We start from the raw sequence: 26807 nt of genomic DNA, 5'->3' as shown, positions 1-26807 counted from the left end.
GAGTGACGCTAAGGGAATCGCAGAGAGAAGTTTGAGCGCCGGTTTCCGGCGATCAAAGCTTCGGTGGAAACGCAGAGGATGATTGATAGCATCTATAGAGTGTTCCTCTCGTGTTTTTTATTTTTGTGTTATTTATGCAATATGATATCGCCAGTATCATTCAAGGCTATGCCCAAGGTTATTTTCTCATGGCTGATGAGGATAATTCCTTGGGTTGGTATGGCAGTCGCGATCGTACTCTGATTCCTTTGGATGATCGATTTCGCTACCCCAAGTCACTACGACGTGTCCTGAATCAACAGCGGTTTACCGTCGCGGTTAACCGTGATTTTGCAGCTGTCGTCGAAGGTTGCGCTAACCGAGAAGTAACTTGGATTTCTTCAGAATTAAAGGATATATACTGGCAGCTATACCAAACAGGTTGGGCGTACAGTTTTGAAACTTGGCAGGAAGACGAACTTGCTGGAGGAATTTTAGGGATTGTTGTTGGTGGTGCTTTTATTGGGGAATCGATGTTTTATCGCATTCCCGATGGTTCTAAAGTGGCACTGGTGAAGTTAGTAGAAAGGTTAAGAGAAAGGCAATTTGTGTTATTTGATGCCCAAATGATGAACCCCCATTTAGCAAGATTTGGGGCTTATAGAGTGGATAATAAAGAGTATCAAGAGTTACTTTATAAGGCTTTGTATCGCAAGTGTTCTCTTGTTTAAAGTTTTTATTTTGTCATATTTTGCTCACAATTATAGCTAATACTTTATGGTAAGTAATTCAACAGAATTAGTTACATATAGCCATCCTATCTGCAAAATTGAGAATTGAGAAAGCCAGATCCCCGACTTCTTTAAAAAGCCGTGGATCTTGTTGTTATAAATTATTTTTTAATGTCTATTATCTCTGACAAATTAAAGTCTTTTACTTCTTTAGGTAGATGAAGAACATGTTTTTGGTGTGTTTACTTGTGTAAACATACTTCTTGTAAATAATTTCCAGTAAACGCAACTATATATTTGCTCGTTTACCGATTAATAACATAGTGGAAAATGGCCGTCATGAATTATTTGGTGAACTGTATAATTTGACCTTAAATTCATCTCCTCAACAACATTATTATTACTTCAGGGTCTATTGTCTATGCTTGCAAACATTTGTACTTTATTTGAAGGTGATTATCATTACGGTGTAGGAGTATTAGTTAATTCTCTTTACAATCACGGCTTTCGCGGTGTAGTCTGGGCAGGATATCGAGGCAATTTACCTCCTTGGGCAAATTCTATTAAAGAAGGTGAAGGATATCAAGAGTTTTATGTGGCAAAAGATTGTGTAATTCGATTTATCAAGCTCACCACTTCAATATTTTTTGCTAATTACAAACCTGATTTCATGCTGCAACTTTGGGAAAATTATTGTCCAGAAGTTGAAGCATTATTTTATTTTGATCCTGATATTGTCAATAAACGTTGTTGGGATTTCTACCTTGATTGGATTGAGCGTGGTATTGCCTTATGTGAGGATGCTTATGATTATATGCCTGCCAATCATCCCTATCGGATCGCTTGGAAAGAACTTGCTGAACGCTACGGTTTTTCTTGCCAACGTCAACTAGAGCGCTACTATAATTCTGGTTTTATTGGTGTAAAGCAAAGCCAGAAATCTATACTTTTGTTATGGCAAAAATTATTACATATCTTTGAAGAAGCAGGTTATATCAATCTCAAGGATTTTTGTCTTGCTTTGAATCGTTATCCCTATTTCCAAACTGATCAATGTGTCTTGAACTTGGCATTAATGTTAAGTTCTGAACCACTTAGTACTGTGAGTCGGATGGGAATGGATTTTGGTGGCGTTAGCGTAGATATCATGTCACATGCGTCGGGAAGCCAGATCAAGCCTTGGCGAAAACAACTGATTTTTAAAGCGTTGGAAGGATCACCACCAACATTGACAGATAAAGCTTATTGGCAAAACACGCAAACACCAATACAACTTTATTCACCTTGGCAATACCACCAGAAAAAAATTGCTCTCCGGTGCGCTGCTGGGATTGGGCGTTTTATTCGTCGCTCTTAATTTATACTGAATTCACCCGATGTTCTGTCACTAAAGTCAAACTCACCCATTCTCCTTTATCGTTGTAACTACGAATCATGCGTTGACGCAGATTTGGTGTAATTAACCAACCCACCTCCAAAAATAAGGGTTGACGAAATTGCACTTTTAATGGTGAAGTGGCAGAAGCACCATCAGGTAATAGCAAGACTTGTACCTGCTTTTGCAAATCTTGACTAAATGTAAGAATAGAACCGTTGATTGTAGCGGTGGAAGTAATTGTGCGATCGCCAAACGAAAGACTTTGGACTAAACTTCCAGAACTGTCTAGTTGCAATTGCATTTTGGTAGAGTAAAGATCAGGCGATCGCCAATCTGGATATATCGTCACTGCTTCGCCTTGCCATTCTCCTAACAATGCTTCTACTGCTAAAGCAGGGCTTTGTATAGCTGGGGTTCCGGCTAGATGTTCGCGGATGAGGGTAAATTGTTCTAATTGACCATTTTTATCAAACAACTGTACGAGGCGCAAACGGCGATTTTCATAAATTAATCCTAATTCTGCTCCAAATTCAGAAAACGGCCCTAGCTGAATCGTACCTTGAGAAAAAGCACCATTCTCAAAAAATAATACACCCCGCCCCAAAGAACTGTATTCTAAGACTTTTTCATCTCCGTCTAAGCGAATAATTTGACGAATTGTTTGATTATTATTTAACCCTTTTAAAGACACAACACTAGGTGTATCTGCGATTATTTCCCCGTGAGGAGATACACGAGTAAATGAACCTCGCCATTCACCAAGATTTTTGAGTAAACATTCCCATTGAGTCATTTGTTGGTTATTTGTTGGTGGTTAGTGGTTAGTCGTGAAAATTAGTGAACAGTGAAAAAATTAATCTGATAATAGATAACTGATAACAGACAACTGGTTATTTGACTAACTTTTCGCAAATTTTTGCACAGCAAATAAACTTCCTATTAATCCTACCGTTGCACCAAAGTTTAGAAGAATAAAGGGTAATAATAAAGTTTGTAACGGAGTCAGTTGTAAACCGTTGGTGAGAAATTTGATAAATTCGGGTTGATTAGCCAGTAAATGTCCCAGGAACTGTTGAACAATGCTAATAAAACTCCAAGCGAGCGCACCTCCAACCAAGCCAAAAGCAATTCCCTGCAATATAAACGGTAGATAAATCCAAGCGGAAGTTGCTCCCACTAGCTGCATAATTTCAATTTCTTGGCGTCGCGCCATAACTATTAATCTGATAGTGGTGGTAGTAACAGCGATCGCTGTTAAAGTCAAAATTATAGTAATTGTTAGTGTCACCCAGTTTAAACCTCGATGCAACTGAGAAATCCTTCTGACTGCTTCATCTACATACTGAACTGCATCTACACCATGCAACTTTGCTAGTTGTGTTGCTAAGGTTGGTACTACCTCAGAGTTACGCGCTTTCACCTTCAATTCATCCACAAGCGGATTTTCACCTAGCTGCTCAGTAGCACCTTTGATATCAGAAATTCCCAGTTCTTTAACTAACTTCTGCCAAGCTTGTTCCCTAGTAATAACTTCTATGTCTGCAACCTCTGGCATTGTTGACACAAACGGTTCAACACTTTCAGCACGCGCACCCGGATCAAGATACACAGATACTTCCAACTGACTACCGAACTGATAAAGCAATTTTTCTACTTGCCAGGAAGTTTGTAAACTCAAACCGAATAAAAATAATAACACAGTAACAGTACTGATAGCAGCCCAATTCATCCAGCCACCGCGCTGCAAACCAATCAAGGTTTCTTTCAGCAGATAGTCAACTTTCGTCAGTATTTTCAACATTATATAACCTATCATTTATACAAAATCATCAAACTCTATTATTAGTCATTTCTCATTTGTCAAAGGTCAATGGTCAATAGTCATTATTGGTTAGTAGTTAGTGGTTGTTACTGACTTCTCACACCCCTCACACCCCCCACACTCCACCCTTACGGGAAGCCGCTACGCGTCTACACACCCCACCCTTACGGGAAGCCCTCCGGGTACTCTTCGAGAAGCCCGGCTTCGCCCGTCTACGGGGGTTCGCAATCGTGACGGGAAGCGGAGCCAGTGCGGTGGACGGGTCTCCCGGCATAAAGCACCTGGCGTCCAAGACTGCGACCCCCTCACCGCTACCGCGTCTACACACTCCCCATCACTCCCCATCACTCCATCTCCCCACTGCCCCATCACCCCACACTCCCACAGATTGCTAAGATTGAATAAAGCGGAATCATTTCCAATCCATAATAGGTGAGATAAAAAAGAATGCCTTCGCAAGTTGCTGTTGAGAAGAAAAAGTTACAAAATCCGCCCTTGGAACTGCATTACCTTGGCGATCGCGTTTTGCGCCAAGGGGCCAAGCGCGTTACTAAAATAGACGAAGAAATCCGCAAACTAGCACGGGAAATGCTACAAACCATGTACAGCCAAGATGGTATTGGTTTGGCTGCACCCCAAGTCGGAATTAATAAACAAGTTATTGTTATTGATCTTGAACCAGATAACCCAGCCAACTCCCCACTAGTGTTGATTAACCCTACTATTAAACAGGTGAGTCGGGACATGTGCGTTGCTCAAGAAGGATGTTTGAGCATTCCAGGAGTTTACATGGACGTCAAGCGTCCTGAAGTTGTAGAAATCTCCTACAAAGATGAGTATGGACGTCCTAAAACACTGAAGGCTTCAGATTTACTAGGACGCTGTATTCAGCACGAGATTGACCACCTCAACGGTGTAGTATTTGTAGACCGTGTAGAAAACTCTTTGGCTTTAGCGCAGGAGTTATCCAAGCACGGCTTCTCCTATCAAGCTGTCAAATCAGTCGTGTAGGATGGTGTGCTTGTGAACGTCATAACTCCCAAAAGTGGTTTATTTTTAGCCTGTTCTTGCATTAGTGCGATCGCAGGAGTAGGTTCTATTTTTGAACTTACCTCAGGTCAGCCTGATTTAGGTACTCAAACCACCGCCATTATTTTAGGGTTAAGCATACCCCTAACAGCACTATTTTTCTTTGTCGCAGTCAAAGATGCTAAAGCAAATTTAAATAAGTAAACATCAAAAACTAGTATTCATAAGGAAAAGGAAAAGGAAATATTTATCCTTTTACCTTTTACCTTTTATTTTTCCAACTTCTCTTTACTTCCTATCGCTTCACCTATCTGTATTTTCTCAAAACAAGATAAGTACTTCACTATAAGTGAAATATAGTCATCCCTATTAAATTTTACTTCGTGTCTTAGTGTCTTGGTGGTAACAAAGATTATCTTTGAACCACAAAGACACTAAGGCACAAAGAATTTAATAGTTTTTCGCTTGGTTTGAGTTCGTTTTTCACGAATTTAAGATTTTATTTATTTTTTTAGAGCAGAATTTTTGCGAAATCAATCAGACAGTTATTGTATTCATGAATTACGAATGAACTTAATAGTTGTACTTTGTTTACATTTAGCAGCAGATAACTATATTCGCTTGCAACGATTTTAGCTAAAAAAATTACTTGTGAAAAATTGGTGCGAAAGTGACTTATCCTGCTAAGATCTTGCAGCAATTGCACTGAAATTGAGGTAAAAATGAGACACGAAAAAATTTCTCCCGGATTGCTATTGGCTTATGAGGACTATCAAAGAGAAGGAAAAGAAGCTTTAACCACGCACAAGCGATCACTCGGGATAATTGCCCCGAAAAATAGTGTTAAGCCTACCCGTAGTGTCGTTTTTATCTACTGTGATGAAAATGCTGATTTGAGCCATTTGTCACAATACGGTATTGAAATTAACCAAAGTACAGGTACTGTTAGGACGGCATATTTACCCATAGATAGTTTAGATGTTTTATCTGAAGAATCTGCTGTTGAAAGGATCAAACCATCTCGTAAATTAAAATTACGGATGGACGCAGCACCGGAGAAAGTAAAACTGCCGGAGTTTAAGAATAATACTGGATTGACTGGTAAGGGGGTAGTTATTGGGGTCATAGACAGTGGTATTGATCCAAAACACCCCGCTTTTGCAGAACGTATCTTGAGAATTTGGGATCAAACCCTACCAGGTCCAGGAGTAGCAGAAGGCGGTTATGGAGCCGAATTAACCGGAACCCAGCTGACAATTTCCCAAGACACAGACGGTCATGGTACTCACGTTGCAGGTATAGCCTCTGGCTTGGATAGTACCTATGGTGGTGTAGCACCAGAAGCAGAATTAGTAGTTGTCAAAACTGATTTGCAAGATGCTCACATTGCTGATGGTGTTCGCTATATTTTCCGAGTCGCAAGTGAAATGGGACGTCCAGCAGTTGTGAATCTTAGCTTAGGTGGACACGCCGACGCCCACGATGGTAGTGACTCTCTATCAAAAATTATTGATGCTGAATCCGGACCGGGAAGGATTGTTTGCTGTGCTGCGGGTAATGAAGGTAATGACAATATTCACGGTCAGACAACTGTTAGCAGCAAAACCTTGGGAACTATGCGCTTTAGTGTTCCCTACAATCAAGTAGGTATTATTTGGTTAAACGGTTGGTATTCCCGTGATGGTCAGTTGGAAATATCTCTACGCAGTCCCAATGGATTTGTGACTCCTTTCCAACCAATTATTTCTAATGGCAATCCCTCAAAACAGTACAACTTACCAGATGCACGGGTAGAAATTGTCACTCCAGGGCCAGATCCAGTCAACGGGGACTATAACTTCTTCGTGCAAATTCGAGGCGGAGGTTTTATATTTAACCAACCTGTACCAGGTGGAGTTTGGCAATTACGGGTACGCAACACCTCTGGAAATAACGTACGCCTAGACGTATGGACGTTAGATGACGCAGCGTCAGTATTTTTTACAGGTAAAAGCATATCCGACACGATGAAAATTGGTTCACCAGGGGCTGCCAGCACTGCAATCACAGTGGCTTCTTATACTACTAAAAATAAATACACTGATATTGATGGTATTGAGCGACAAGTCGGTTTAGAGTTGGATGATATTTCTGACTTTAGTAGCGAAGGCCCACTGCGGAATGGTTCCCAAAAGCCTGATGTGGCAGCACCAGGAGCGATGATTGTTTCTGCTCTTTCGTCTACAGCCAACTTTGATCGATCAATGATGGTGAACTCTAAATTTGCAGCCTTAGCTGGTACGAGTATGGCAACACCATTTGTTACTGGCTTGGTAGCACTGTTGTTACAACGCGATCCTAATCTTACCCCAGAGGCTGTGAAAGATTTGCTACGTCAAAATAGTTCTATTCCTGGTGAAAATACAGGAACTTTTGATAAGAAATGGGGTTATGGATTAATTAATGTGGAAAATTTGTAGTTTCAAAGGCTGAAATAATACATCCGCTAAAAAGTAGGGAATTCTGCTTTGGCTGGTAGTTTGTGTCATTGGTTTTGATGAGGTGCGAGATCCCCGACTTTTTAAAAAATTCGGGGATCTAGCCATGGCAACTCGTGAGAACTAATGATACAGACCAGTAGTTAAACACGTTATCCATAAATTAATTCAGTTAAGAGGTGAAGGGTAAAAGGTAAGGATTTTCTCTATTCCTTTAACTCTACCCCTTTAACCTTAGCTCTTTTACCCACAAGAAGTTAAATCTCTAATTAGTTATAGAAAATCATATTATCGAGTCTATACAAGGGTAGGCGCGTCAAGTTTATAGATCTGATAGGTTGTTCTTAGGACAGGTTATTTTGAACCTGCCCTTTGTCCAATAAGTAAGCTTACTCTAAAAGAATTAAGACACTACGAAAGGGAAAAAGGTTAAAGGGCCAACGGCAAGAATATCAATTCCTTTAACCCTTCACCCTTTCCCAATATGGTGTTACAGGGGATTTTCAGATGAATTATAAAAAGCTAGATGCCGCCCTTGCTATGGCGCTCAATCAAGTCCAAGATCCAGATGAACGTAGTTTAGTCGTTTTCATCCACACCCAACCACTAGCGGATAATTCTAATGCGGCTGCTATCTTGGAAAATCTCGGAATAAGTGGAATTACTGAAAAAAAAGACGTATTTTCTGCTACTTTATCTGTCAATGAAATTGCTAAACTTTCAGAACAGTCTTGGGTGCAGTATCTGAAACTATCGCAAAAGTTGCGTTTGGTGGATAGGCAATGGGATCCGAAGAGTATCAGTGTTAATAAATATTAATATTAATTGATACATCTAGCTTCATTTTGTAACACATGTCGTATTATTTATCTCCGGCAGCAGTTTGTAAAGTTGACTAAACTTAGTTTTCAATACCCCCTTACCAGCTGCCGCAGACAGTCCTAAACTGTAGTTGAGAGTTGAAAGGCAGTCGGGAGCAAACTTGTGAAAAAAGTTTTAGCAATCATTCTCGGTGGCGGTGCAGGAACCCGCCTTTATCCGCTCACCAAACTACGCGCAAAACCAGCGGTGCCCTTGGCAGGTAAGTATCGATTGATAGATATCCCTGTCAGTAATTGTATAAATTCCGAAATTTTCAAAATATACGTCCTGACACAATTCAACTCGGCTTCTCTGAATCGCCATATTGCTCGTACCTACAGCTTTGCTGGCTTTACTGAAGGGTTTGTGGAAGTCCTCGCGGCACAGCAAACCCCAGAAAACCTCAGCTGGTTCCAAGGTACAGCCGATGCGGTTCGTCAATACCTATGGCTGTTTGAAGAATGGGATGTAGATGAATATTTGATACTATCAGGCGATCATCTGTATCGCATGGACTATCGCCAATTTATCCAACGTCATCGAGAAACTGGAGCTGATATTACTCTCTCAGTTATACCCATTGATGAACGTCGTGCCTCAGACTTTGGTTTGATGAAAATCAACGAGTCTGGCAGGGTTGTTGACTTCAGCGAAAAACCCAAAGGCGAAGCTTTAAAGAAAATGCGGGTTGATACTACTGTTTTAGGCTTAAACCAAGAACAAGCCGAACAGCAGCCATACATCGCCTCCATGGGAATCTATGTCTTTAAAAAAGATGTTTTGATCAAGTTGTTGAAAGAAGCTTCCGAAAGGACTGATTTTGGCAAAGAAATTATTCCTGACGCAGCCAACGATTACAACGTTCAAGCTTACCTATTCAATGACTATTGGGAAGACATCGGAACAATTGAAGCGTTTTATAATGCCAACCTGACTTTAACTCAACAACCTCGCCCGCCTTTTAGTTTTTACGATGAGCAAGCGCCGATTTACACTCGCGCTCGTTATTTACCTCCCAGCAAACTTTTAGATTGTCATGTCACCCAATCAATAATTGGCGAAGGTTGTATTCTCAAAAATTGCCGCATTGAAAACTCGGTGTTAGGAGTGCGATCGCGCATTGAATCTGGCTGTATCATTCAAGATTCCATGATTATGGGTGCAGACATGTATCAGCCATTTGCTGAACGCCAGTCTGACTGTGACCACCGTAGTGTGCCTTTAGGTATCGGTTCTAACACCATTATTCGCCGCGCCATCATTGACAAAAATACTCACATAGGTTGTGATGTGCAAATCGTTAACAAAGATAATGTCCAAGAAGCCGAGCGCGAAAGTCAAGGTTTCTACATCCGTAGTGGCATTGTCGTTGTACTGAAAAACGCCGTCATTCCTGATGGGACGATAATTTAGTATATTTAGTTGTTTGTTGGTTATTGGTAGTTGTTGGGAATAGACAAGCAACAACAAGCAACAAACAACAAATAAGAAACAACAAATGACTAATGACAAATCTCTTCTTACTAATTGGTCTTCCTGGTAGCGGTAAGTCAACCTTGGCAAAACAATTAGTGACACAATGCCCCCAGAGGCGACTGGTTTCTACCGATGCTATCCGGGGGCAATTATTTGGTAATGAGGCAATCCAGGGGCCTTGGCTGTTGGTTTGGCAAGAAATTGAGCGGCAATTTCAAAGGGTGATCGCTACAGATAGTACAGTCATTTATGATGCTACTAACGCTCAGCGACGCCACCGCTGTGAAGTCATTACCTTAGCCCGCAACATTGGTTTTACTCATATTACCGGGATTTGGGTAAAAACTCCTGTTTGGCTATGTTTAGCACGCAATCAAAGACGGGAACGTCAAGTACCAGAAGATGTGATTTTTCGGATGTATCGTCAATTGCGCGATGCTCCTCCTAGTTTAGAAGAAGGACTAGATTGCCTAATTTGCTATTCGGGGATCTCACAAAGTACGGAAATTGCCCTTACGTTTTCAGCAACAACCGAACTCGAATTTATTTAAGGTTTGTTAATTTAAAATCAGAGTTAATCTGCCTAGAATTCTGCCTAGTGTAGAATACCCAACCTCATATTTTACAAAAAAACATAAAGGTAAATGCTAGAGGAGTATTGTAGATGGCTACAACCGATTTTAAAGATTATTATGCTGTTCTGGGAGTTAGTAAAACTGCTAGTGCAGATGAAATTAAACAGGCTTTTCGGAAATTAGCTCGTAAATATCACCCGGATGTTAACCCTGGCAATAAACAGGCAGAAGCACGCTTCAAAGAAGTGAACGAAGCTTACGAGGTTTTGTCAGACCCAGACAAACGCCAAAAATACGATCAATTTGGTCAATACTGGAAACAAGTAGGTCAAGGCAACCCTTATGGTGGTGTTGGCGTTGATATGGGTGGCTTTGACTTTAGTCAATACGGTAGTTTTGATGATTTTATTAATGAATTATTAGGACGCTTCGGTGGTGGTAGTACTCGCAGTACAAGGCAATCCTATAGTTACCGCACTTCCACTGGTGCTGGACCTGGTGGTTTTGGCAGTTTTAATGACTTTGGTTTCCAGGATGCTGGTGTAGGTACTGCCCAAGATACTGAAGCTATAATTTCTTTGACTTTTTCGGAAGCGTTTCATGGTGTACAAAAGCGCTTTAATCTTGGTAACGAAACTATTGATGTCCGCATTCCCGCCGGCGCCAAACCTGGTACTCGTCTACGGGTGCGAGGTAAAGGTCAAATCAGCCCTCTCACGCAACAACGAGGCGATTTGTACCTGAAAGTTGAGCTTCAGTCTCACCCCTTCTTCCAGTTTGAGGGTGATAACTTGGTGTGCGAAGTACCAATTACACCAGATGAAGCAGTTTTGGGCGCTTCAATAGAAGTACCTACTCCTGATGGTAGCGTAAATGTTAAACTACCTGCTGGAGTGCGTTCTGGTCAATCCCTGCGTTTACGTGGTAAAGGCTGGCCCCAACCTAAGAGTGGACGTGGTGATCAGTTAGTGAAAATTGCGATCGCCACTCCCAGAGACATCAGTCAACAAGAGCGGGAGTATTATGAAAAAATCCGCGCTATTCGTACCTATAACCCCCGCAGTCATTTACAGAATATTAGGCTGTAATATATTGTTGGTGGTTGGTTGTTGGTGGTTGGTAGTTCAAATAACAAACAACAATTAACAACCAACAAGCATCAACCATTAACTCCTCCCAGACTGATACTGTGCCATTAAAGCTTGCATAAGAGATTTAAATGCTTCAATCGCTTCTGGGGTAGGATGGGTAGTTTGCCAAGCCGGACGCTGCATTAAGCTTTTTACCCATGCCCTTAATTTGGGGTTGTCACTGAGAGAAAAACCCAATATCGGCAAAATAGTCACTGCACAGCCGGCAACAATGTCTGCTGGAGTCAATAGTTCACCACTAAAATAAGGATGATGACCTAACAAGCTTTCAAAAAATTTCAGTACTGTAGCTATTTTCTGGTTTGGTGATACAGTTTGAGCATAGAAAATTATTTTTGCTATTAGCTTTTAACTATTGCATTATATTGCTCTAGCAATTTTTCTACACTAGCATTGTGGTCTAGGAACGAAAACAAATGCTTATAACGCAGTCTACCTTCTTGATCTAAAACGAATTGTGCTGGTAAAGGCGCTCCCAAAGCTTGGCCAACATTATAGGTGCGAAACACTCGGCAGGTGGGGTCACTCAGTAATGGCATCTTTAAGCCTAAATCTCTTACAACTATTTGACTTTGCCGTTCATCAGTACTAGTAACCATTAAAACTTCTATGCCCCGATTTTGAAATTGTTCATAGTTTTCGTTTAAGGATTTGATGTGTGGGTAGCAAAAGGGACAATATTGTTTTTCTGTAAAAATTCGCGTAAAAGCAAGTAATACTGGTTGTTTATTTCTGTAATTTGATAATTTGATTAAAGTATTATTGGTTATATCTGGCAGTTGAAAATCTGGCGTTAAAAATCCTAGTGGTATTTGATTGGCAGCAGGAATCGGTAAAAAATTTCGGAAAAAGCGCTCATTAAATAAACCGCTAAAATCAGTTGAAATTAACATGATTTTCTCCCCAATAAAAATATCAAAACTATTACATAAACAAACCACAGATAACTGACAAAATGACACCGATTAATTTATATCCGTGTGCATATCGTGTATATCTGTGGTCACTCTGAAATCTTGCATCGGATAGATTGGGTAGGCCAGAAGCCTAACACCAATCCAGCTCGGAATAAACATTCCGAAGGTCAAATTGTTGATAGTTGATATGGGAAATCCCGTTACCTACACAGCAGCAAAGTAAACTTTAGACTTTACCGGGTCGGGAATCATTGTTTTATCACCAGGCTTCCAACCAGCAGGACATACTTCATCAGGGTGAGATTGGACGTGCTGAATAGCTTGTAGTGTCCGCAGTGTTTCATCTACGTTACGACCAAAGGCGAGGTTGTTGATAGTCGCGTGTTGGATGACACCATCTTTGTCAATGATGAACAGACCACGCAAAGCTATGCCAGCTGCTGGATCAAGGACGTTGTAAGCAGTGCTAATCTCTTTCTTAATATCGGACACAAGGGGATAGTTAAGATCACCAACTCCTCCAGACTTGCGATCGGTCTGAATCCATGCTAGGTGTGAAAATTCGCTATCAACGGACACACCGAGGATTTCTGTGTTAATCTTTTTAAATTCTTCGTAGCGATCGCTAAAAGCTGTGATTTCTGTTGGACAAACAAAGGTAAAGTCTAGGGGATAGAAAAACAAAACAACATACTTACCGCGATAGTCGGAAAGTTTAATTGTTTTGAATTCTTGATCTACCACAGCAGTTGCTGTAAAGTCGGGAGCTGATTGACCAACACGGAGGCATCCTTCTGTAGACATATACTAATTCTCCTTGGAAATTATTTTCGTCTAGTAGTCCACCAAAGTTTCTTTGGGGAGTGGGAAAATAACATCGGTAGTGAGGATTTTTATCCTCTAACCTTTAGCCTTTACCCGACCAATACCCTGAATTTTGGGTTGGCTAAGTACTAGCTGCCCGCTCATCTTAGGTGTACAGGTAATACTTACCTGTCTACGCCCTGACAGCTTAATTACGAACTGTTACAACTATATCATACTCATAACGATTTTGAGTAGCAAATGGCCGATTTAGATACAAGAGAATGGTTGCTCACGAATGGCTTGGGAAGTTTTGCCAGTGGTACGGTTTCTGATGTCCGCACTCGTACTTATCACGGTTGGTTATTTGCTGCGACGAACTTGCCTTCTAGACGCACCCTACTGTTTTCGCATCTGGAAGCTAGCCTGGAACTACCAAAGCAAGTTATAGCATTGGGGACTAATTTTTGGGGTAGTGGTCAGATTGATCCGGCAGGTTACGAACTGCTACGTCATTTTAATATTAATCCGGTTCCTAAATGGGTGTGGGGTGAAGACGACTGGCAGCTAACAAGACAATTGGTAATGCCCCACTTTTGTAGAGGAGAGAGGGAGGTGGGGAGATGGGGCGTTGAGGAGAAAAACTTCACCCTATCTTCTTGTAATCGCCTTTTAATTCAATATCGTTATGAAGGAAAGGATGAGGGCATTTTGAGGTTGCGACTGTTGATCGCCGATCGCGATTTTCACGACCAGCAAAAAGCCACTCCACAGTTACAGTTCTCACAATTACTAGGTCAGGGACAAGTCTGTTTGCAAGGGATCAACTCAGGAGTGTTTGGTACACCCTGGCACTTGCGCTGGACACGAGGCAATTATCAACCAGACGGATTTTGGTATTGGAATTACCATTTACCAGAAGAGACACGGCGAGGATTAAGCGATCGCGAAGATCTCTACAGTCCTGGTTATTTAACAGTTACGCTTTTACCAGGAGATGTAGTCACTCTCGAAGCCAAGGTGGGTTTTCCCGATCTCTTACAAAGTCCCCTCACTGACGATACCTTTGCAGAAGTTGTTGAGGCAGAACAAGACCGACTCTCTTTAGTATTTAGATGGGAACAGGAAGAAGTGGGGAGATTGGGAGATTGGGAGAACCGGAGGTGGGGAGAAAAAAGCACTCCATCATCTTTCCCAATTTGGCAGCAATTACTAAAGGCCAGCGATCAGTTTGTTGTTTCCCCCTTCTGTGGTGCTGAACCTACTGTAATAGCTGGTTATCATTGGTTTAATGACAGGGGACGTGATACCTTGATTGCTTTACCAGGTTTAGCGTTGCGGACTCAGCGTTTTGATTTGGCAAAAGGACTTTTACAGAGTCTTGGACGTTACTGTCGCCGCGGTTTGATCCCCAATATATTTCCTAGTTTAGAAAATGAACCTGTTTACAATAGCATTGATACGGCTCTGTGGTGGATTGAAACCTTGGGGCTATACCTAGAAGCGACACAAGATTGGCTGTTTTTAGCAGAACAATACTCAGTAATACAGCAAATTTATAAAGCCTTCATTGGTGGTACACGCTACAACATTCAAGTAGATTCTACGGATGGTTTAATTGGTTGGGATGCTCGTGGTGTTGCCTTAACTTGGATGGATGCAGTAGTTGATGGACAACCAGTAACACCCCGCCGTGGGAAGCCAGTCGAAATTAACGCTCTATGGTACTCAGCTTTGTGCTGGGCTTCTCGGTGGGCAGAAATCTTGAGTGAGCAAGAAACTGTCGCCGAACCAAGTCGTTTCGCCAAGCAGGCTCGACGTTACAGCCAGCAAGCCCAACAAGTCAAAGACTCACTCCAACAGTTCTGGAATTCCCAGCTAGGCTACTTATATGACACTATAGAGCCAGACGATCATCGTAACTCTCAGGTTCGTCCAAATGCCGTGATTGCGCTTTCCCTTGCCCACTGCGCCTTTTCTATTGAACAGGGGCGTCAGATATTACAGTTAGCTACTAAACGCTTACTCACACCCTATGGTCTTCGTACCCTTGACCCGGGTGATCCGGAATACATCGGCAAATATATGGGTCATCCACAACGGCGCGATCGCTCTTACCATCAAGGTACTGTTTGGTGTTGGCTAATTGGCCCTTTTATCCGAGCTTGGAAACGTTTCTGTACTACAGAACCTTTGCCTTTTGACTGGCAACCTCTGCTAGACCACTTTCTGGCTGACGGTTGCCTTGGCTCAATTTCGGAAATTTTTGATGGTGATGAACCACACACACCCAAAGGTGCGATCGCTCAAGCGTGGTCCGTTGCTGAGGTACTCCGCCAGCTTGAGAATTGAAAATTTAAAGTGGATTTTTATTTTTGGCATTGCTGAATCAAGATATGAATTTACAATTCACGGATATGTAGAGACGTAGCAATGCTACGTCTCTACAAAAATGTATACAAACATAATTCATGACCAGATTCAGCAACGCCTTATTTTTGATGGCTCAGGTGTGATTCGAACACACGACCTAGGGCTTATGAGTCCCCCGCTCTAACCTACTGAGCTACTGAGCCAAACTTTTCTCACCGATTTCTAAATATAGCATACTAGTTTTGTCATGGCTAGTCCTACATACTTAGAAATTTTGAAAATATTGCTGTTTATTTAGTAATCAATACTTTTCGGATTAACATTCTTTATCTGGCTTGTGGACTAAGAAAAGGGAAAGGGGAAACCTTTGAATTTATCGTTTTCCCCTTTCCCCTTTATCCTAAAGTTATTGTGTTGGTAGTTGAGTGTTAAATTAGCAAACAACGAACAACAAACAACTACCACCAAAAACTATATGCGTTGTTGTGGCGGCAAGAAAGCCATAGGATTGACTGCGCCCTTGCCAGTTGGATGGATTTCAAAGTGGCTGTGGGGTCCGGTGCTGAAGCCAGTACTACCCATTAAAGCAATTGTGTCACCTTGCTCTACTCGTTGACCGACACGTACTAAAACCTTGCTGTTGTGACCATAACGAGTCAAACTGCCATCAGGATGGCGGATATCCACAAGATTACCGTAGCCACCATTGTTCCAACCAGCTTTTTCTACTACACCACCAGAGGAAGCATAAATCGGTGTACCAACACCGTTAGCAATATCAATTCCTCTATGCATTCTTCCCCAACGCCAACCATAGCCAGAGGTGAGGACTCCTTTGGCTGGCCAAATATAGCCTGTAGCTGTAGGTGTGATTTCTTCAATTGGCTTAGGCAGATATGTATCTACTGCGGCCAATGGTGGTAATTCTGGAGAAACTTGAGTTCCTCGCTTAGCATTAAAAGACTGAGATACATCACCACCCATACTAGGTGTTGCTACTTTCTGAGTTTGATTGCTAGCAAATTCTGGATTAATCGGTTCTTTATTCTGTCTTGTGGTAGTGTAGGTTGATACCCTTGGTCTAGGAACGGGGATTGATACTGCTACTGGATTAGGTTTGTTAACTGAGGTTGGTACTACTACGTTGCTACTGGGTCTAGAAACCGGAATTGGGATTGCGACATTGTTAGGTTGGGCAACTGGAATTTGTACAGCAGCAGTGTTATTGCTAACTTCCTCTACCACAGTTGTATTACCAGACTGTTGAGCGCGGTATTTTGCTCGTAATCTTTCAATTTCCGCTTTTAAGCTGTTTAGGCGTGGATTTGTGTTTTTAGCATTCTTTGATTTGGTTGCATCTTGTTTCCTAGCCAGCTGCATTTCGGTAATCGCTGTTGGGATGGGGGTATCACCACCCATGCCATAGGCGTTTTCTGTGGCAGGAACAGTTGCTGTTTTATTAGTATTTGTTGTTGAATCAGTGGAATAATATTCTGTGTTAACTGTATTGGCTTGAATTTGGTTGTTTAAGGGTGATGAGCCAATTCCAGCGCTGCTGGTATCAGCAATAACTGAATTAGGGCTAGGATTGGTAACTTTGGAATTACGGCTCAATTCAAAAGTACTGGGCTTAACTGCTACTGGTGCTGTGGTGGCTGCTTTGTCTACCTTTGTAGTGGGAATATTCAGCTTTTGATTGATTTTTAGTTGATTGGGATTACTAAGATGATTTGCCTTAGCTAATTCTGAGACTGATGTACCATAAGCGCGTGCGATCGCTGCTAATGTATCCCCTGGTTTGACTTCATAGGTAGCACTAGCTGATGAGGTGACGACTTTTGCTGTTGCTACTGTTGATGTAATAACTGGGGTGCTAACTGTTGGTGTTGCAGCTGTTGTGGGTACATTCACTACATTTTTTTGCTTTAATCTAGACACGAAGCTAGCTTGGCTGGCATCGCTAGTTGTTTGTGACTGTACTGTAAAAGTGCTGCTTGTGTTTGCCTGTGAAGTTGGATTAGCAACTTCTGATGCTGGTTGAGCTTGATTTGTGACAACTTTGGGTAATTCTGTAGTTCTTTGAGATCGCAGTTCTGCCAGACTGGCTCTTAAACGGTCTGATTTTTCCTGTAAGCGGTAGAGTGCAAATTCTTGCTGCGCTTTCAGTTGGGCATTTACTTCGCTGCTCAGTGTCTTATCTTCTACCACTGTCTGCGGTTGAGCAGCAAAGGATGTGGTTTGATTGCGGGTTACTTCATAACTATTAGATAGTGTTTGTATGGGTGTTTGTGTATTGCTGTTGTCATTAGGAACACCCACCCTGTTTGCGATTGGAGCTTTAGTTGGTACTACAACTGGCCCATGAGTTGGCACAGTTACTCCATTGGTGACAATCTGCCATTTTGCCCCAAGCCCAGGCATCTGTGAAATTGCTGTTGGTTCAACTAAAACAGGATTTTCAGGCTGACTTACTGACGATTCGATCTCGGACTCTAAATGATTTGTACGAGCTATTTTTAATTCGGCATCAGCAGTCGCAGGAAGTGTTGAGGCTGTGTTTTGATTACCTACTGGTTCTGCAGCAAGGGCTTGATCGCTTTGTCGAGTCACCAAAAGGCTAGTCGCCCCCATTGAGATTGCCAAGCCAATCATGGCGGCTTTTGTTGGTACCAGGCGGTGGATTCGTGAGTTAACTGGGTTTTGCTGTTCCACCGGTACTTCCTCGCTTTGGGTGTTTTCTAACACAGCCTTCTCTCTTTTTTTCAATGCTCGTTTCAAAGACGACCTCCTATGAACACTAGCGCTTAACTGACCTCGATGATTAAAGTCGAGTACTAGTCAATGATTTGGATCACATTAAACAGTAGATCAAGATCACATTGAACAGAGATACTTAGGCAAGATTAACTTGCTTCTTTAATTTAGACAAGTTCACATTTTGAAAATTTAGTAAAAAATTAATTTTTCTGCGACTTGTCTGTTCTCTGTTCATAACTTACAATTTGTTGCTCTTTAATAGCTGTCTCAAAACTTACTATTGGGACTGATTGGAAGAGCGAACAACCGCTGTAGATAACTTTTATCTTCAAGGGTTTTTCACCCAATCCGTCGTCACAACAGGAGACTTTACGCTGATTATTCCCTAAAACACAACCGTACTAACTCTCAGGCATGTTTACGCTCCTAAAACCAATTTAACGGTTATGTAGTCGCTCAAATGGTTGATATGACATCCTTTCAGTTTTTTAGTTCCTCAAATTAAAAAAGTCAAATTCACGAAAATCTATCGTTCGATTCAGCAAATCTCTCTTCTGCTATATACAAATTTCTTATAGATGATTGTAGCTTTTTCTAAGTATTATTACTGTGAGTTTGCCGAGTTTTCAAGAAATTAGTATAGGATTTGACTTTTTTACAAAGGTAGCTATAGGGTTTTCTCTAAAAATTTATGAACTAAAGATTAATTTTTTGTTAATTTTCAAGTATTTTTAGTTAAAAAGTAAACTTTTATACATTGTGTATTCTGTGATTCATTCTAAATAACCCAACTGACGATGCGCTTCAAATAAAGCTACTGCCACACTCACAGAAAGATTCAAACTGCGAACTTTGGGTTGGCTCATGGGAATGTAAACAGTGGCATCACAACTGCTAATAACTTCTGGCGGCAAACCTGTAGTCTCACTGCCAAACAAGAGCCAATCATCAACTCGATATTGAAAGCTAGCATAGTTATAATTACCGCGTACACTGAAGCCTAGCCGTCTTCCTCCTCGTTGCTCATGTAAGGTTTTAAATGCTTCTAGAGATTCGTGATAATGCAGTTTGACATAGGGCCAGTAATCTAGACCGGCTCTTTTAAGATAGCGATCGCTAATTTCAAATCCTAAGGGACCAACCAAGTGTAGTTCTGTACCTGTTGCAGCACAAGTACGAGCAATATTACCTGTATTGGGTGGTATGAGGGGATTAACTAGAACTACCTGAGGCATTTTCGGGTGGCTTTACAGTATCTTTAAAAGTAAAGTATCAAAAAGTTTAGATCTACCTATTGATAGACGCGACTTATAGCTTTTGTTAATAATTTTCAACCTACCACAATTGATTAGAAATTTAAAACAAACCAAAGGATACTCCCAAAATCTGTTCTGAGAGTAAGTATCGGGTTATTTTTGAGAGAATGAATTTTATTCCCAAAGACAGATGCCATTTCCTACAGATAGAGGATGGGGCGTCAACTCCATAGTGGAATTAAAGGGGAAGGGAAAATGGGGAACAGGAGTAAGAATCAGCCCCTCAAAGACGAGGGTACAAGCCCTTTACTTTAATTGATCCAGGTGAAAGAGAAATATTTGAAACATCCTGTTCAAATCCCCCAATTTTAATTATCGGCATGTCTCTATTGCCTGTTGTCTATTCTCTGTTTTCTGCTAAAGCTGATTGCTCAAGCAGCAAGGGAGGCACATAATTTATCTTCTAGTTCTACTTCACGTTCTCGTACAGCACGAATAGCCTGAATAATTGTGCTTTGAGCGCTGAAACCAACAGCATATAGCTGTAACCATTGTTGGGCTTCATTACCTTCACGGAGAATTTTCTGTAGAGGTGAAAGGAAACAACTGAAGCCGTTTTGCTTAGCAAGCGCCCAAACTTCCTGATAAAGTTCAGCAATCCAATCTCTAGCAGTGATTTTTCTGCCATCTTGCCAATGCAACAGTTGGGCATCAAGGCTAGAAGTAGCTGCAGCTATTTCGTTGTTAGCAGTCAAGGAGATGAGTTCTTCAGGAGAAAAAGTACTTAGAGTTAAAGGATCAACATGGGGATTTTCGATGAGCTGTAACAGACGTGCTTCTAGTAAAGCAGTAATTGCTAATAAAGATATAGGATCTGTCACTAAATCGCAAATTCGCAATTCCAGTCGATTTAAATCATAAGGACGGCGATCGCCATTTGGTCTTACCGATACCCACAAATGCCGAACATTTTGCATTGTTCCTGCGGCTAGCTGTTGTTCTACCCATTGAATATGATCAGCATGGCTGGTAAATAACGGCACATGAGCAGGGGTTTGTGGGAATACACGCCAGCGGGTAGAATGAAAACCTGTGGCTTTGCCATCTAAAAAAGGAGAAGAAGCGCTCAAAGCAAGAAATAACGGTGCTTCTACCCGGATGAGGCGACAAGCCCGCATCAGCAGTTCCGGGTCATCAATGCCGATATTAATATGCACACTAGCCGTAACTACTTTTGCGCCATAGGTTTGCTCGATATAAGTGTGATAGGGATTTGTGGGATCAGAACGAACAAAGCGATCGCTACCACCTAAAGACAACGTGCTACCAGGAATAAGGGTATAATTGCCCAATTGCTGAAGGTACTCTCGCAACTTCAGGCGGGGACCTAGGATGGCACACAATAATTGGTCATAATTACGACTAGGTACAGTAATATACTCTACATTCCTGCTATCAGGCTCTCGTACATATCCATCCAAAGACGTAGTAATCTTGTCAGAGAGACCGACGATTTCACCATCAGGTGTACCTGTGTACATTTCTATCTCAAAGCCTTTTAATAGCACCTTATTTTTCTCCTCGGCTCTCCTTCTTCTTAAATTGTATCCAATGAGACGATTTTCTGCATTGCACCCGTAAGGGGAATCAGTTATCAGTTATCAATAACTGAACTACACTCCTCATACTTCTCATACTCCACCCTTACGGGAAGCCGCTACGCGTCTACACACTCCCCCATCACCCCACCTCCCGCTTCTTAAAGATGAAAATGCCTATAAACTTCACTCGCAGCCCGATGTACAAGGGAATGACGATAGACAAGGGACTTTAGATCATCAGCATAACCACCACCAATAACACAAGCGACGGGATATCCAGTAGCAATACAAGTACTTAAAACTTGCATTTCCCGACGATAGATACCAGTGTCAGTTAAAGCCAATTTGCCTAAGCGATCGCCGACATGAGGATCGACACCTGCATCATAGAAAATCAAGTCTGGCTTTACCTCAGACAACAAATCTGGCAAATATGCGGCTAAAGTTTGTAGATAGGCATCATCTTCCATACCAATGGGAAGCGGGACATCCAAATCACTCTTTTGTTTTGTACCAGGAAAATTGACTTCGCAGTGCATCGAAAAAGTAAAAACAGTGCGATCATCTTGAAAAATAAATGCTGTTCCATCCCCTTGATGCACATCCAAATCTACTATCAAAATTTTTTGGACTAGTCCTAGCTTTTGCAAGACACGAGAGGCTATCGCTAAATCATTGAAAATGCAAAAGCCAGAACCATAACTGGGAAAAGCATGATGAGTACCACCAGCAGTATTGCAAGCTAAACCGTGACTAAGTGCTAACTTGGCAGTCAAGATCGTACCACCTACCGCTACACAGGTACGATTTACTAGCGCTGGACTCCAAGGTAAACCAATACGCCGTTGAGCTTTTAAATCCAAGGTTCCTTCATAGTAAGCTTGAACATATTCTGGTGTATGGACTAACTCTATTAATTTCTGTGGAGGACGTTCAGGGGTATGAAATTGGTAGGGGTGTGCCACACTATCAGCTAACAGTAGTTCGTAAAGTTGCTGAAATTTGGGCATCGGAAAACGATGTCCTTCAGGCAGTGGTGCAACATAATCTGGGTGATAAACCAGCGGTAAATCCATTTTTGCTAAATTAGATATCAGCTATTTCTCAAGCTCGGTATGTATCAAACAGTTAAAATTTGAGTGTCATACAAGCGCACGACTATGCGATCGCCTGCTTTTAATCCCCTCACAAATTTTGCTTTGGATTTGATCTTGTATTTGTAGTCGCCCAAAAACCGCTCTTTATGATACTTGTTGCCATGTTTTGATTTAGGGAAAACACGGGTTATTACTTCTGAAATATCACCGGCGGGTTGCAGAACCGCAAGGGTAAAACCAGCTTTCTGACTTTGGACTGCTACACTATTGGCCGCACTGATTTGGGTGCTGCGCTGTACAGTGGTGCGGCTACTGGTTTGGCGAGTCACAGATTGTACTTTCGTCATAGTCCTGTTTCACGTCTTAATTTATGATATAAAAAGCACTCTTAACTCTTGCTTCCGGTCAAGAGGCGATCGGTTTGTTTTCCTTAAATCTGTGAAGTCTGAGAAAATTAATATATAAAGAGAATGCTTTACGAATCTTCATAATGACTGTAAACACACAGCAGCTACCAACCACAGCTACTTTTGAAAAACACCTTTGGACTTGGCAAGGTTACAAAATTCAGTATACTGTCCTGGGTACAGGCAAGCCCTTGGTTTTAGTACACGGCTTTGGTGCTTGTATTGGCCACTGGCGAAAAAATATCCCTGTGTTAGCCGATGCTGGCTACCAAGTATTTGCCCTCGATTTATTGGGCTTTGGTGGTTCAGAGAAAGCGCCTATTGATTACACAGTGGAAGTCTGGGTAGAACTACTTAAAGATTTTTGGATAGCCCATATTAACCAACCCGCTGTATTTATTGGTAACTCGATCGGCGCACTCTTAAGCTTGATGGTATTAGCCGAACATCCAGAAATTGTTGCAGGTGGGGTGTTGATTAACTCTGCGGGGGGTTTGAGTCATCGTCCCCACGAATTGAACCCACTGCTACGAGTTGTGATGTCTGTTTTTAATAAATTAGTTGGTCATCCAATTACCGGGAGTTTCGTATTTAATCGCATTCGGCAAAAACATCAAATTCGCCGGACTCTCTACCAAGTTTATCACGATCGCCAAGCTGTTACGGATGAATTGGTAGATATGCTTTATACACCATCTTGCGATCCAGGAGCGCAAAAAGTCTTTGCTTCCATCCTCACAGCACCTCCTGGCCCGACTCCGGCGGAATTATTGCCGAAAGTCCAACATCCTCTGCTAGTAATTTGGGGTGCTGACGATCCTTGGACACCAATTACTGGTGCGAAAATTTACGAGCAAGCGCGGGATAATGGTAAAGATATCAAAATTGTTCCCATACCTGGTGCTGGGCATTGTCCCCACGATGAAGTGCCTGATGTGGTGAATTCCCAGATTGTGCAGTGGTTACAAGATTCTCTATTCACTGATTATAGCGCCCTTAACTAAAGTTGGAGCTTAATCTTTAGTCAGCCTTTAGCTGACTATTATAAATTTTTTAACCCGCTGAAGTGGGTTAAATTTAAACTTCCCCAATTGACATGTAGATGGAGTACACTCTCCCTAATCTTCTCCATTTTCGGGGAGGGTTAGGGAGGGGTTCTCCTGTACCTTACTCAGATGAAATCTGCTGTACCTCCAGTCCCTCTGGTGAACTGGCCGAGAGGACGGGGTGAGGTTTTATCATGGCAAGGTTCGTAAATTTTTTCATTGGGACTGGATGGTTGCTATTTCTATCTCCAGTAAAAAGCGCAAATTTTACCTAAAAGATATAAAAATTCAAACTCTGGATGATATGGTTGCAGAGATGGGGATAAAGTACGTATTCATTCAGAATTAGAATAGCCATCTTTTTTCAGAATCAAGCTCTGACTTTCGTTAGAGGGATAATTGTTTTTTTGGCGTTGCTGAATTTGGTCATGAATTGTGTTTGTCTGCATTTTGTACAGACGTAGCAATGCTACGTCTCTATCGTGTGAATATTGAAATCTGCACTGTGTAAAATCAGTGCAGATTTCAGTCAGAAATAGGCGAACTAATTACCATCCATTATCGCCATCATCGTATAAGTTTTCACTTTCAGTAGGGCTATTGTAAGGGAGTCGCGGGTTATCAATAACACCTGAGTGAATAACTTTTCCCTTTTTAATTTTTACATAAATCTCTTGCTCGTATAGAGAACCAAAGCCCACGCCACGATGATGAAGAAGTTTCCCTTGAGGAATTTTGATCACCCCACTGAACCATTGAGCACGAGTGGGAGTTTTGCCAAGCATTTTGTAAAGACCAAATATATCTACAAGATATAATTGACCTTTGTTGATTTTCCAAGTCCCGATAGGTAGCCGCCAGTAAGCAGTTGAGAATACCAAGGGATGATCGTTACCTATATTTATATCTTGATCATTTAACTTCATCACTGGATTTTGCTCAGGCAATGGAATACAAAACGACATTGGTATTATTTCGCCATAGAAGTTAATTCTCTCACAAACCTGAGCTGTCATAATTAATCTCCTCTGTTAGTTAGTTATCTCTGCGTGCTTGTCGTAAAGCTACACGCTCATTTGGGAGATTTCCTAATTTGGATTTAGATTTACTCAAGATTCTTTAAAAATGCCATTATAATAATGGTACTAACATACTGGAGATAAAATCACGGTTTACGCACGTCCTTTAGCACGGCTAATTGAACAATTACAACGCTTACCGGGAGTAGGTCCAAAAACTGCCCAAAGACTTGCGTTGCATATTTTGAAGCGTCCGGAAGCAGAAGTAGAAGCTTTAGCACAAGCTTTAATCGAAGCCAAAAAGCAAATTGGTTTGTGTAAAGAATGCTTTCATCTTTCAGCTGAACCTGTTTGTGAAATTTGTCGCAACCCCAGTCGTGACAACAGTACTATTTGTATAGTGGCAGACTCCCGCGATGTGATTGCTCTAGAAAAAACTAGAGAGTACAAAGGTAAGTATCATGTCTTGGGCGGAGTAATTTCTCCGATTGATGGTATTGGCCCAGAACAATTGACAGTCCAACCTTTAGTGCGGCGTGTTAGTCAACAAAAACCCAAAGAAGTAATATTGGCAATTAGTCCGAGTGTAGAAGGAGAGACAACAACACTATACGTCGGTCAGTTACTCAAGCCATTTACCAAAGTGACGCGCATTGCTTTTGGTTTACCTGTGGGTGGCGATTTAGAGTATGCTGACGAGGTGACGCTAGCGCGGGCCTTGGAAGGGCGGCGAGAGTTAGATTAGGTTTATCAGTTATCAGTTTGATAATATTCACTGATAACTGATTTGCTCAAGCTCCTCGAGTTAGCTGTAGACTTTGTTGTTGCACCACTTCTTCATATAACAGTTCTAACTGAGCAATATTAGTGCTAAGAGTGTAGCGTTCTAATACTCGCTTTCTAGCTTTTTGCCCCAGTAAAGCTGTTAACTCAGGGTGGTCTTGGAATAATGGTAGCAAGGTTCTCAGTTGGGGTCGTACTGATTTAGGATTAAGAATTACACCCGCTCCCTTTTCTAGCACTTCTCCATCGGCTCCAACATCAGTGGCTAAACAAGCGACTCCACAAGCCATAGCTTCTAATAATGACAAAGATAAACCCTCTACTAAGGAAGGTAAAATATATACATCTGCACTCCGTAGAATCTCTATGCGTCGATTTTCATCAGCGACGAAACCTAACCAGTGAATGCCATTATCAGAGCTATAAAAAGGTTCCAAAGAAGACTTGAGGGGACCATCACCGACGATCAGTAACTTGCTTCCTGGGGCCATTTCTGCTTGCTTCCAAGCGCGCAGCAGAGCTTCAACGTTTTTTTCTGGAGCTAACCTTCCCTGGTAGACAAACAAGCGATCAGCATCAAATTCTGCTTTAACTTGAGAAATACCAGGAGAATATTTATTAACATCCACGCCATTGGGAATAACGGCAATATTTTCTGACGGTACACCCATACGTGCTAATAATTCGCGCTGTATTTGGGAAAATACAATCACGCGATGGTAATTGCCCAAAAAAGGCGCGTAGAGTTGATAGGCCAAAAGTTGGGTTCCTGAAACCAGCTTGGCTCCTTTACCTGCAAACGGTGTGTGGAAAGTAGCAACTAGTGGTAAGTTTAACTCCTCACAAATTTCCGGCAAAACAAAGTCTAGGGGAGATAAGGTGAGGGAAGCATGAACTATATCTGGTTTAATTCGCTTCAGCGATTGAGTCAGAACCTTAGTCGCTCTAAAGGTGGGAATAGTATAAACCTGCGACTTATAAATGAAAGGTAAAGGTACCTCTTGACAATTTGGCCAATTGTCAAGTTTGGATTGTTCTTGAGCAAAATGCAGGAAACTAACTTGGTGTCCCTGCTCTAGTAAAGCATTTGTGATCTCTCGACTGTAGGTAACATTGCCACAAAAGGGCGATTTTTTTCCAATCCAAGCTATACGCATTCTTTAATTTATTATTTATTAGGAAAGCGGGTTTAATTTATCAGCTTTTTACCATTATTCTGATGTTTTTGGTTTTTACTGTTTTTGGCTTGTTGATTAATCATAAATCAC

The 26807-nt window shown here is 41.6% G+C and carries 24 protein-coding genes, 1 tRNA gene and 1 pseudogene; 13 read left to right on the top strand and 13 right to left on the bottom strand.

What is annotated here, in order from left to right; all coding sequences use genetic code 11:
- The first annotated feature begins 134 nt into the window (after nucleotides 1–134).
- Nucleotides 135–710 (top strand): leucyl/phenylalanyl-tRNA--protein transferase, encoded by a 576-nt coding sequence (gene aat, locus NIES592_RS00725; protein WP_009455279.1) that lies wholly within the window; start codon nucleotides 135–137, stop codon nucleotides 708–710.
- Nucleotides 711–1131: 421 nt separating this feature from the next.
- Nucleotides 1132–2067, top strand: coding sequence for a hypothetical protein (locus tag NIES592_RS00720; protein WP_073554641.1), 936 nt, complete (start codon nucleotides 1132–1134; stop codon nucleotides 2065–2067).
- Between the two features lies 1 nt (nucleotide 2068).
- Here NIES592_RS00720 and NIES592_RS00715 read toward each other — a convergent pair whose 3' ends face one another.
- Nucleotides 2069–2881 carry a DUF3598 family protein gene (locus NIES592_RS00715; RefSeq protein ID WP_073554640.1) on the bottom strand — a complete coding sequence of 271 codons (813 nt, stop codon included), beginning with the start codon at nucleotides 2879–2881 and terminating at the stop codon, nucleotides 2069–2071.
- Nucleotides 2882–2986: 105 nt separating this feature from the next.
- Entirely contained in the window at nucleotides 2987–3889 is a 903-nt protein-coding gene (locus tag NIES592_RS00710; RefSeq protein ID WP_073554639.1) for a cell division protein FtsX, read from the bottom strand.
- Between the two features lie 104 nt (nucleotides 3890–3993).
- Between NIES592_RS00710 and NIES592_RS24200 the strand changes: the two genes are divergently transcribed.
- The 8 genes from NIES592_RS24200 to NIES592_RS00675 all read left to right on the top strand — a co-directional run bounded on the left by NIES592_RS24200 (nucleotide 3994) and on the right by NIES592_RS00675 (nucleotide 11416).
- The gene (locus tag NIES592_RS24200; RefSeq protein ID WP_143168320.1) at nucleotides 3994–4305 is read left to right on the top strand and encodes a hypothetical protein; all 312 of its coding nucleotides are present in this window, start codon (nucleotides 3994–3996) and stop codon (nucleotides 4303–4305) included.
- A gap of 52 nt (nucleotides 4306–4357) precedes the next feature.
- Nucleotides 4358–4921: a peptide deformylase gene (gene def / locus NIES592_RS00705; protein WP_062249480.1), complete on the top strand. Its 564-nt coding sequence runs from the start codon at nucleotides 4358–4360 to the stop codon at nucleotides 4919–4921.
- 12 nt (nucleotides 4922–4933) lie between these two features.
- Complete coding sequence (locus tag NIES592_RS00700) at nucleotides 4934–5143, top strand: hypothetical protein (protein ID WP_009455274.1); 210 nt, start codon at nucleotides 4934–4936, stop codon at nucleotides 5141–5143.
- A gap of 518 nt (nucleotides 5144–5661) precedes the next feature.
- The gene (locus NIES592_RS00695; protein WP_062249482.1) at nucleotides 5662–7398 is read left to right on the top strand and encodes a S8 family peptidase; all 1737 of its coding nucleotides are present in this window, start codon (nucleotides 5662–5664) and stop codon (nucleotides 7396–7398) included.
- Between the two features lie 525 nt (nucleotides 7399–7923).
- Nucleotides 7924–8235: a hypothetical protein gene (locus tag NIES592_RS00690; RefSeq protein WP_073554638.1), complete on the top strand. Its 312-nt coding sequence runs from the start codon at nucleotides 7924–7926 to the stop codon at nucleotides 8233–8235.
- Between the two features lie 165 nt (nucleotides 8236–8400).
- Nucleotides 8401–9690 carry a glucose-1-phosphate adenylyltransferase gene (locus NIES592_RS00685; protein ID WP_009455270.1) on the top strand — a complete coding sequence of 430 codons (1290 nt, stop codon included), beginning with the start codon at nucleotides 8401–8403 and terminating at the stop codon, nucleotides 9688–9690.
- 92 nt (nucleotides 9691–9782) lie between these two features.
- Nucleotides 9783–10304 (top strand): AAA family ATPase, encoded by a 522-nt coding sequence (locus NIES592_RS00680; RefSeq protein WP_084552143.1) that lies wholly within the window; start codon nucleotides 9783–9785, stop codon nucleotides 10302–10304.
- Between the two features lie 113 nt (nucleotides 10305–10417).
- A complete protein-coding gene (locus tag NIES592_RS00675; protein WP_062249485.1) occupies nucleotides 10418–11416 on the top strand; it encodes a DnaJ C-terminal domain-containing protein in 999 nt (332 codons plus the stop codon).
- 78 nt (nucleotides 11417–11494) lie between these two features.
- Here NIES592_RS00675 and NIES592_RS00670 read toward each other — a convergent pair whose 3' ends face one another.
- From NIES592_RS00670 to NIES592_RS00660, 3 genes are all read right to left on the bottom strand, one after another.
- On the bottom strand, nucleotides 11495–11773 hold the full coding sequence (locus tag NIES592_RS00670; RefSeq protein ID WP_256678057.1) for a glutathione S-transferase family protein: 279 nt from the start codon (nucleotides 11771–11773) through the stop codon (nucleotides 11495–11497).
- Nucleotides 11774–11820: 47 nt separating this feature from the next.
- The gene (locus NIES592_RS00665) at nucleotides 11821–12372 is read right to left on the bottom strand and encodes a peroxiredoxin family protein (protein WP_009455266.1); all 552 of its coding nucleotides are present in this window, start codon (nucleotides 12370–12372) and stop codon (nucleotides 11821–11823) included.
- Between the two features lie 228 nt (nucleotides 12373–12600).
- On the bottom strand, nucleotides 12601–13200 hold the full coding sequence (locus NIES592_RS00660) for a peroxiredoxin (protein ID WP_062249487.1): 600 nt from the start codon (nucleotides 13198–13200) through the stop codon (nucleotides 12601–12603).
- A gap of 261 nt (nucleotides 13201–13461) precedes the next feature.
- On the opposite strand from NIES592_RS00660, the gene NIES592_RS00655 reads away from it, so the two are divergent.
- On the top strand, nucleotides 13462–15552 hold the full coding sequence (locus NIES592_RS00655) for an amylo-alpha-1,6-glucosidase (protein ID WP_073554637.1): 2091 nt from the start codon (nucleotides 13462–13464) through the stop codon (nucleotides 15550–15552).
- 150 nt (nucleotides 15553–15702) lie between these two features.
- Here the strand turns inward: NIES592_RS00655 and NIES592_RS00650 are convergent.
- The 6 genes and pseudogenes from NIES592_RS00650 to NIES592_RS26355 form a co-directional block, all read right to left on the bottom strand.
- Nucleotides 15703–15776, bottom strand: a tRNA-Met gene (locus tag NIES592_RS00650).
- 268 nt (nucleotides 15777–16044) lie between these two features.
- Nucleotides 16045–18351, bottom strand: coding sequence for a peptidoglycan DD-metalloendopeptidase family protein (locus tag NIES592_RS00645; RefSeq protein ID WP_073554636.1), 2307 nt, complete (start codon nucleotides 18349–18351; stop codon nucleotides 16045–16047).
- Nucleotides 18352–19103: 752 nt separating this feature from the next.
- Nucleotides 19104–19565, bottom strand: coding sequence for a tRNA (cytidine(34)-2'-O)-methyltransferase (locus NIES592_RS00640; protein ID WP_009455262.1), 462 nt, complete (start codon nucleotides 19563–19565; stop codon nucleotides 19104–19106).
- 452 nt (nucleotides 19566–20017) lie between these two features.
- Nucleotides 20018–21154, bottom strand: a complete 1137-nt coding sequence (gene gshA / locus NIES592_RS00635; protein ID WP_071846774.1) for a glutamate--cysteine ligase — start codon at nucleotides 21152–21154, stop codon at nucleotides 20018–20020.
- A gap of 191 nt (nucleotides 21155–21345) precedes the next feature.
- Complete coding sequence (locus NIES592_RS00630; protein ID WP_062249494.1) at nucleotides 21346–22263, bottom strand: histone deacetylase family protein; 918 nt, start codon at nucleotides 22261–22263, stop codon at nucleotides 21346–21348.
- Nucleotides 22264–22322: 59 nt separating this feature from the next.
- Nucleotides 22323–22532 (bottom strand): annotated as a pseudogene (locus NIES592_RS26355) (S-layer homology domain-containing protein); the annotation flags it as partial.
- A gap of 242 nt (nucleotides 22533–22774) precedes the next feature.
- On the opposite strand from NIES592_RS26355, the gene NIES592_RS00620 reads away from it, so the two are divergent.
- Nucleotides 22775–23695, top strand: coding sequence for an alpha/beta fold hydrolase (locus tag NIES592_RS00620; RefSeq protein ID WP_062249498.1), 921 nt, complete (start codon nucleotides 22775–22777; stop codon nucleotides 23693–23695).
- A gap of 590 nt (nucleotides 23696–24285) precedes the next feature.
- Here the strand turns inward: NIES592_RS00620 and NIES592_RS00615 are convergent.
- The gene (locus tag NIES592_RS00615) at nucleotides 24286–24753 is read right to left on the bottom strand and encodes a hypothetical protein (protein WP_062249501.1); all 468 of its coding nucleotides are present in this window, start codon (nucleotides 24751–24753) and stop codon (nucleotides 24286–24288) included.
- 181 nt (nucleotides 24754–24934) lie between these two features.
- Between NIES592_RS00615 and recR the strand changes: the two genes are divergently transcribed.
- On the top strand, nucleotides 24935–25501 hold the full coding sequence (recR, locus tag NIES592_RS00610; RefSeq protein ID WP_026086321.1) for a recombination mediator RecR: 567 nt from the start codon (nucleotides 24935–24937) through the stop codon (nucleotides 25499–25501).
- Between the two features lie 46 nt (nucleotides 25502–25547).
- On the opposite strand, the gene NIES592_RS00605 is transcribed toward recR, so the two are convergent.
- Nucleotides 25548–26696, bottom strand: coding sequence for a glycosyltransferase family 4 protein (locus NIES592_RS00605; protein WP_073554634.1), 1149 nt, complete (start codon nucleotides 26694–26696; stop codon nucleotides 25548–25550).
- Nucleotides 26697–26807: the final 111 nt, after the last annotated feature.

Source organism: Fischerella major NIES-592 (assembly GCF_001904645.1).
Classification (GTDB): Bacteria; Cyanobacteriota; Cyanobacteriia; order Cyanobacteriales; family Nostocaceae; genus Fischerella; species Fischerella thermalis.
The sequence above is the reverse complement of the archived record's forward strand: the minus strand, read 5'-3'. Positions and strand labels throughout refer to the sequence as shown.

Bases quoted from the DNA above. Each gene is read 5' to 3' on its own strand.
- aat (WP_009455279.1), top strand. From the start codon at position 135: ATGCAATATGATATCGCCAGTATCATTCAAGGCTATGCCCAAGGTTAT.
- NIES592_RS00720 (WP_073554641.1), top strand. From the start codon at position 1,132: ATGCTTGCAAACATTTGTACTTTATTTGAAGGTGATTATCATTACGGT.
- NIES592_RS00715 (WP_073554640.1), bottom strand. From the start codon at position 2,881: ATGACTCAATGGGAATGTTTACTCAAAAATCTTGGTGAATGGCGAGGT.
- NIES592_RS00710 (WP_073554639.1), bottom strand. From the start codon at position 3,889: ATGTTGAAAATACTGACGAAAGTTGACTATCTGCTGAAAGAAACCTTG.
- def (WP_062249480.1), top strand. From the start codon at position 4,358: ATGCCTTCGCAAGTTGCTGTTGAGAAGAAAAAGTTACAAAATCCGCCC.
- NIES592_RS00695 (WP_062249482.1), top strand. From the start codon at position 5,662: ATGAGACACGAAAAAATTTCTCCCGGATTGCTATTGGCTTATGAGGAC.
- NIES592_RS00690 (WP_073554638.1), top strand. From the start codon at position 7,924: ATGAATTATAAAAAGCTAGATGCCGCCCTTGCTATGGCGCTCAATCAA.
- NIES592_RS00680 (WP_084552143.1), top strand. From the start codon at position 9,783: ATGACAAATCTCTTCTTACTAATTGGTCTTCCTGGTAGCGGTAAGTCA.
- NIES592_RS00675 (WP_062249485.1), top strand. From the start codon at position 10,418: ATGGCTACAACCGATTTTAAAGATTATTATGCTGTTCTGGGAGTTAGT.
- NIES592_RS00665 (WP_009455266.1), bottom strand. From the start codon at position 12,372: ATGTTAATTTCAACTGATTTTAGCGGTTTATTTAATGAGCGCTTTTTC.
- NIES592_RS00660 (WP_062249487.1), bottom strand. From the start codon at position 13,200: ATGTCTACAGAAGGATGCCTCCGTGTTGGTCAATCAGCTCCCGACTTT.
- NIES592_RS00655 (WP_073554637.1), top strand. From the start codon at position 13,462: ATGGCCGATTTAGATACAAGAGAATGGTTGCTCACGAATGGCTTGGGA.
- NIES592_RS00640 (WP_009455262.1), bottom strand. From the start codon at position 19,565: ATGCCTCAGGTAGTTCTAGTTAATCCCCTCATACCACCCAATACAGGT.
- NIES592_RS00630 (WP_062249494.1), bottom strand. From the start codon at position 22,263: ATGGATTTACCGCTGGTTTATCACCCAGATTATGTTGCACCACTGCCT.
- NIES592_RS00620 (WP_062249498.1), top strand. From the start codon at position 22,775: ATGACTGTAAACACACAGCAGCTACCAACCACAGCTACTTTTGAAAAA.
- NIES592_RS00615 (WP_062249501.1), bottom strand. From the start codon at position 24,753: ATGACAGCTCAGGTTTGTGAGAGAATTAACTTCTATGGCGAAATAATA.
- NIES592_RS00605 (WP_073554634.1), bottom strand. From the start codon at position 26,696: ATGCGTATAGCTTGGATTGGAAAAAAATCGCCCTTTTGTGGCAATGTT.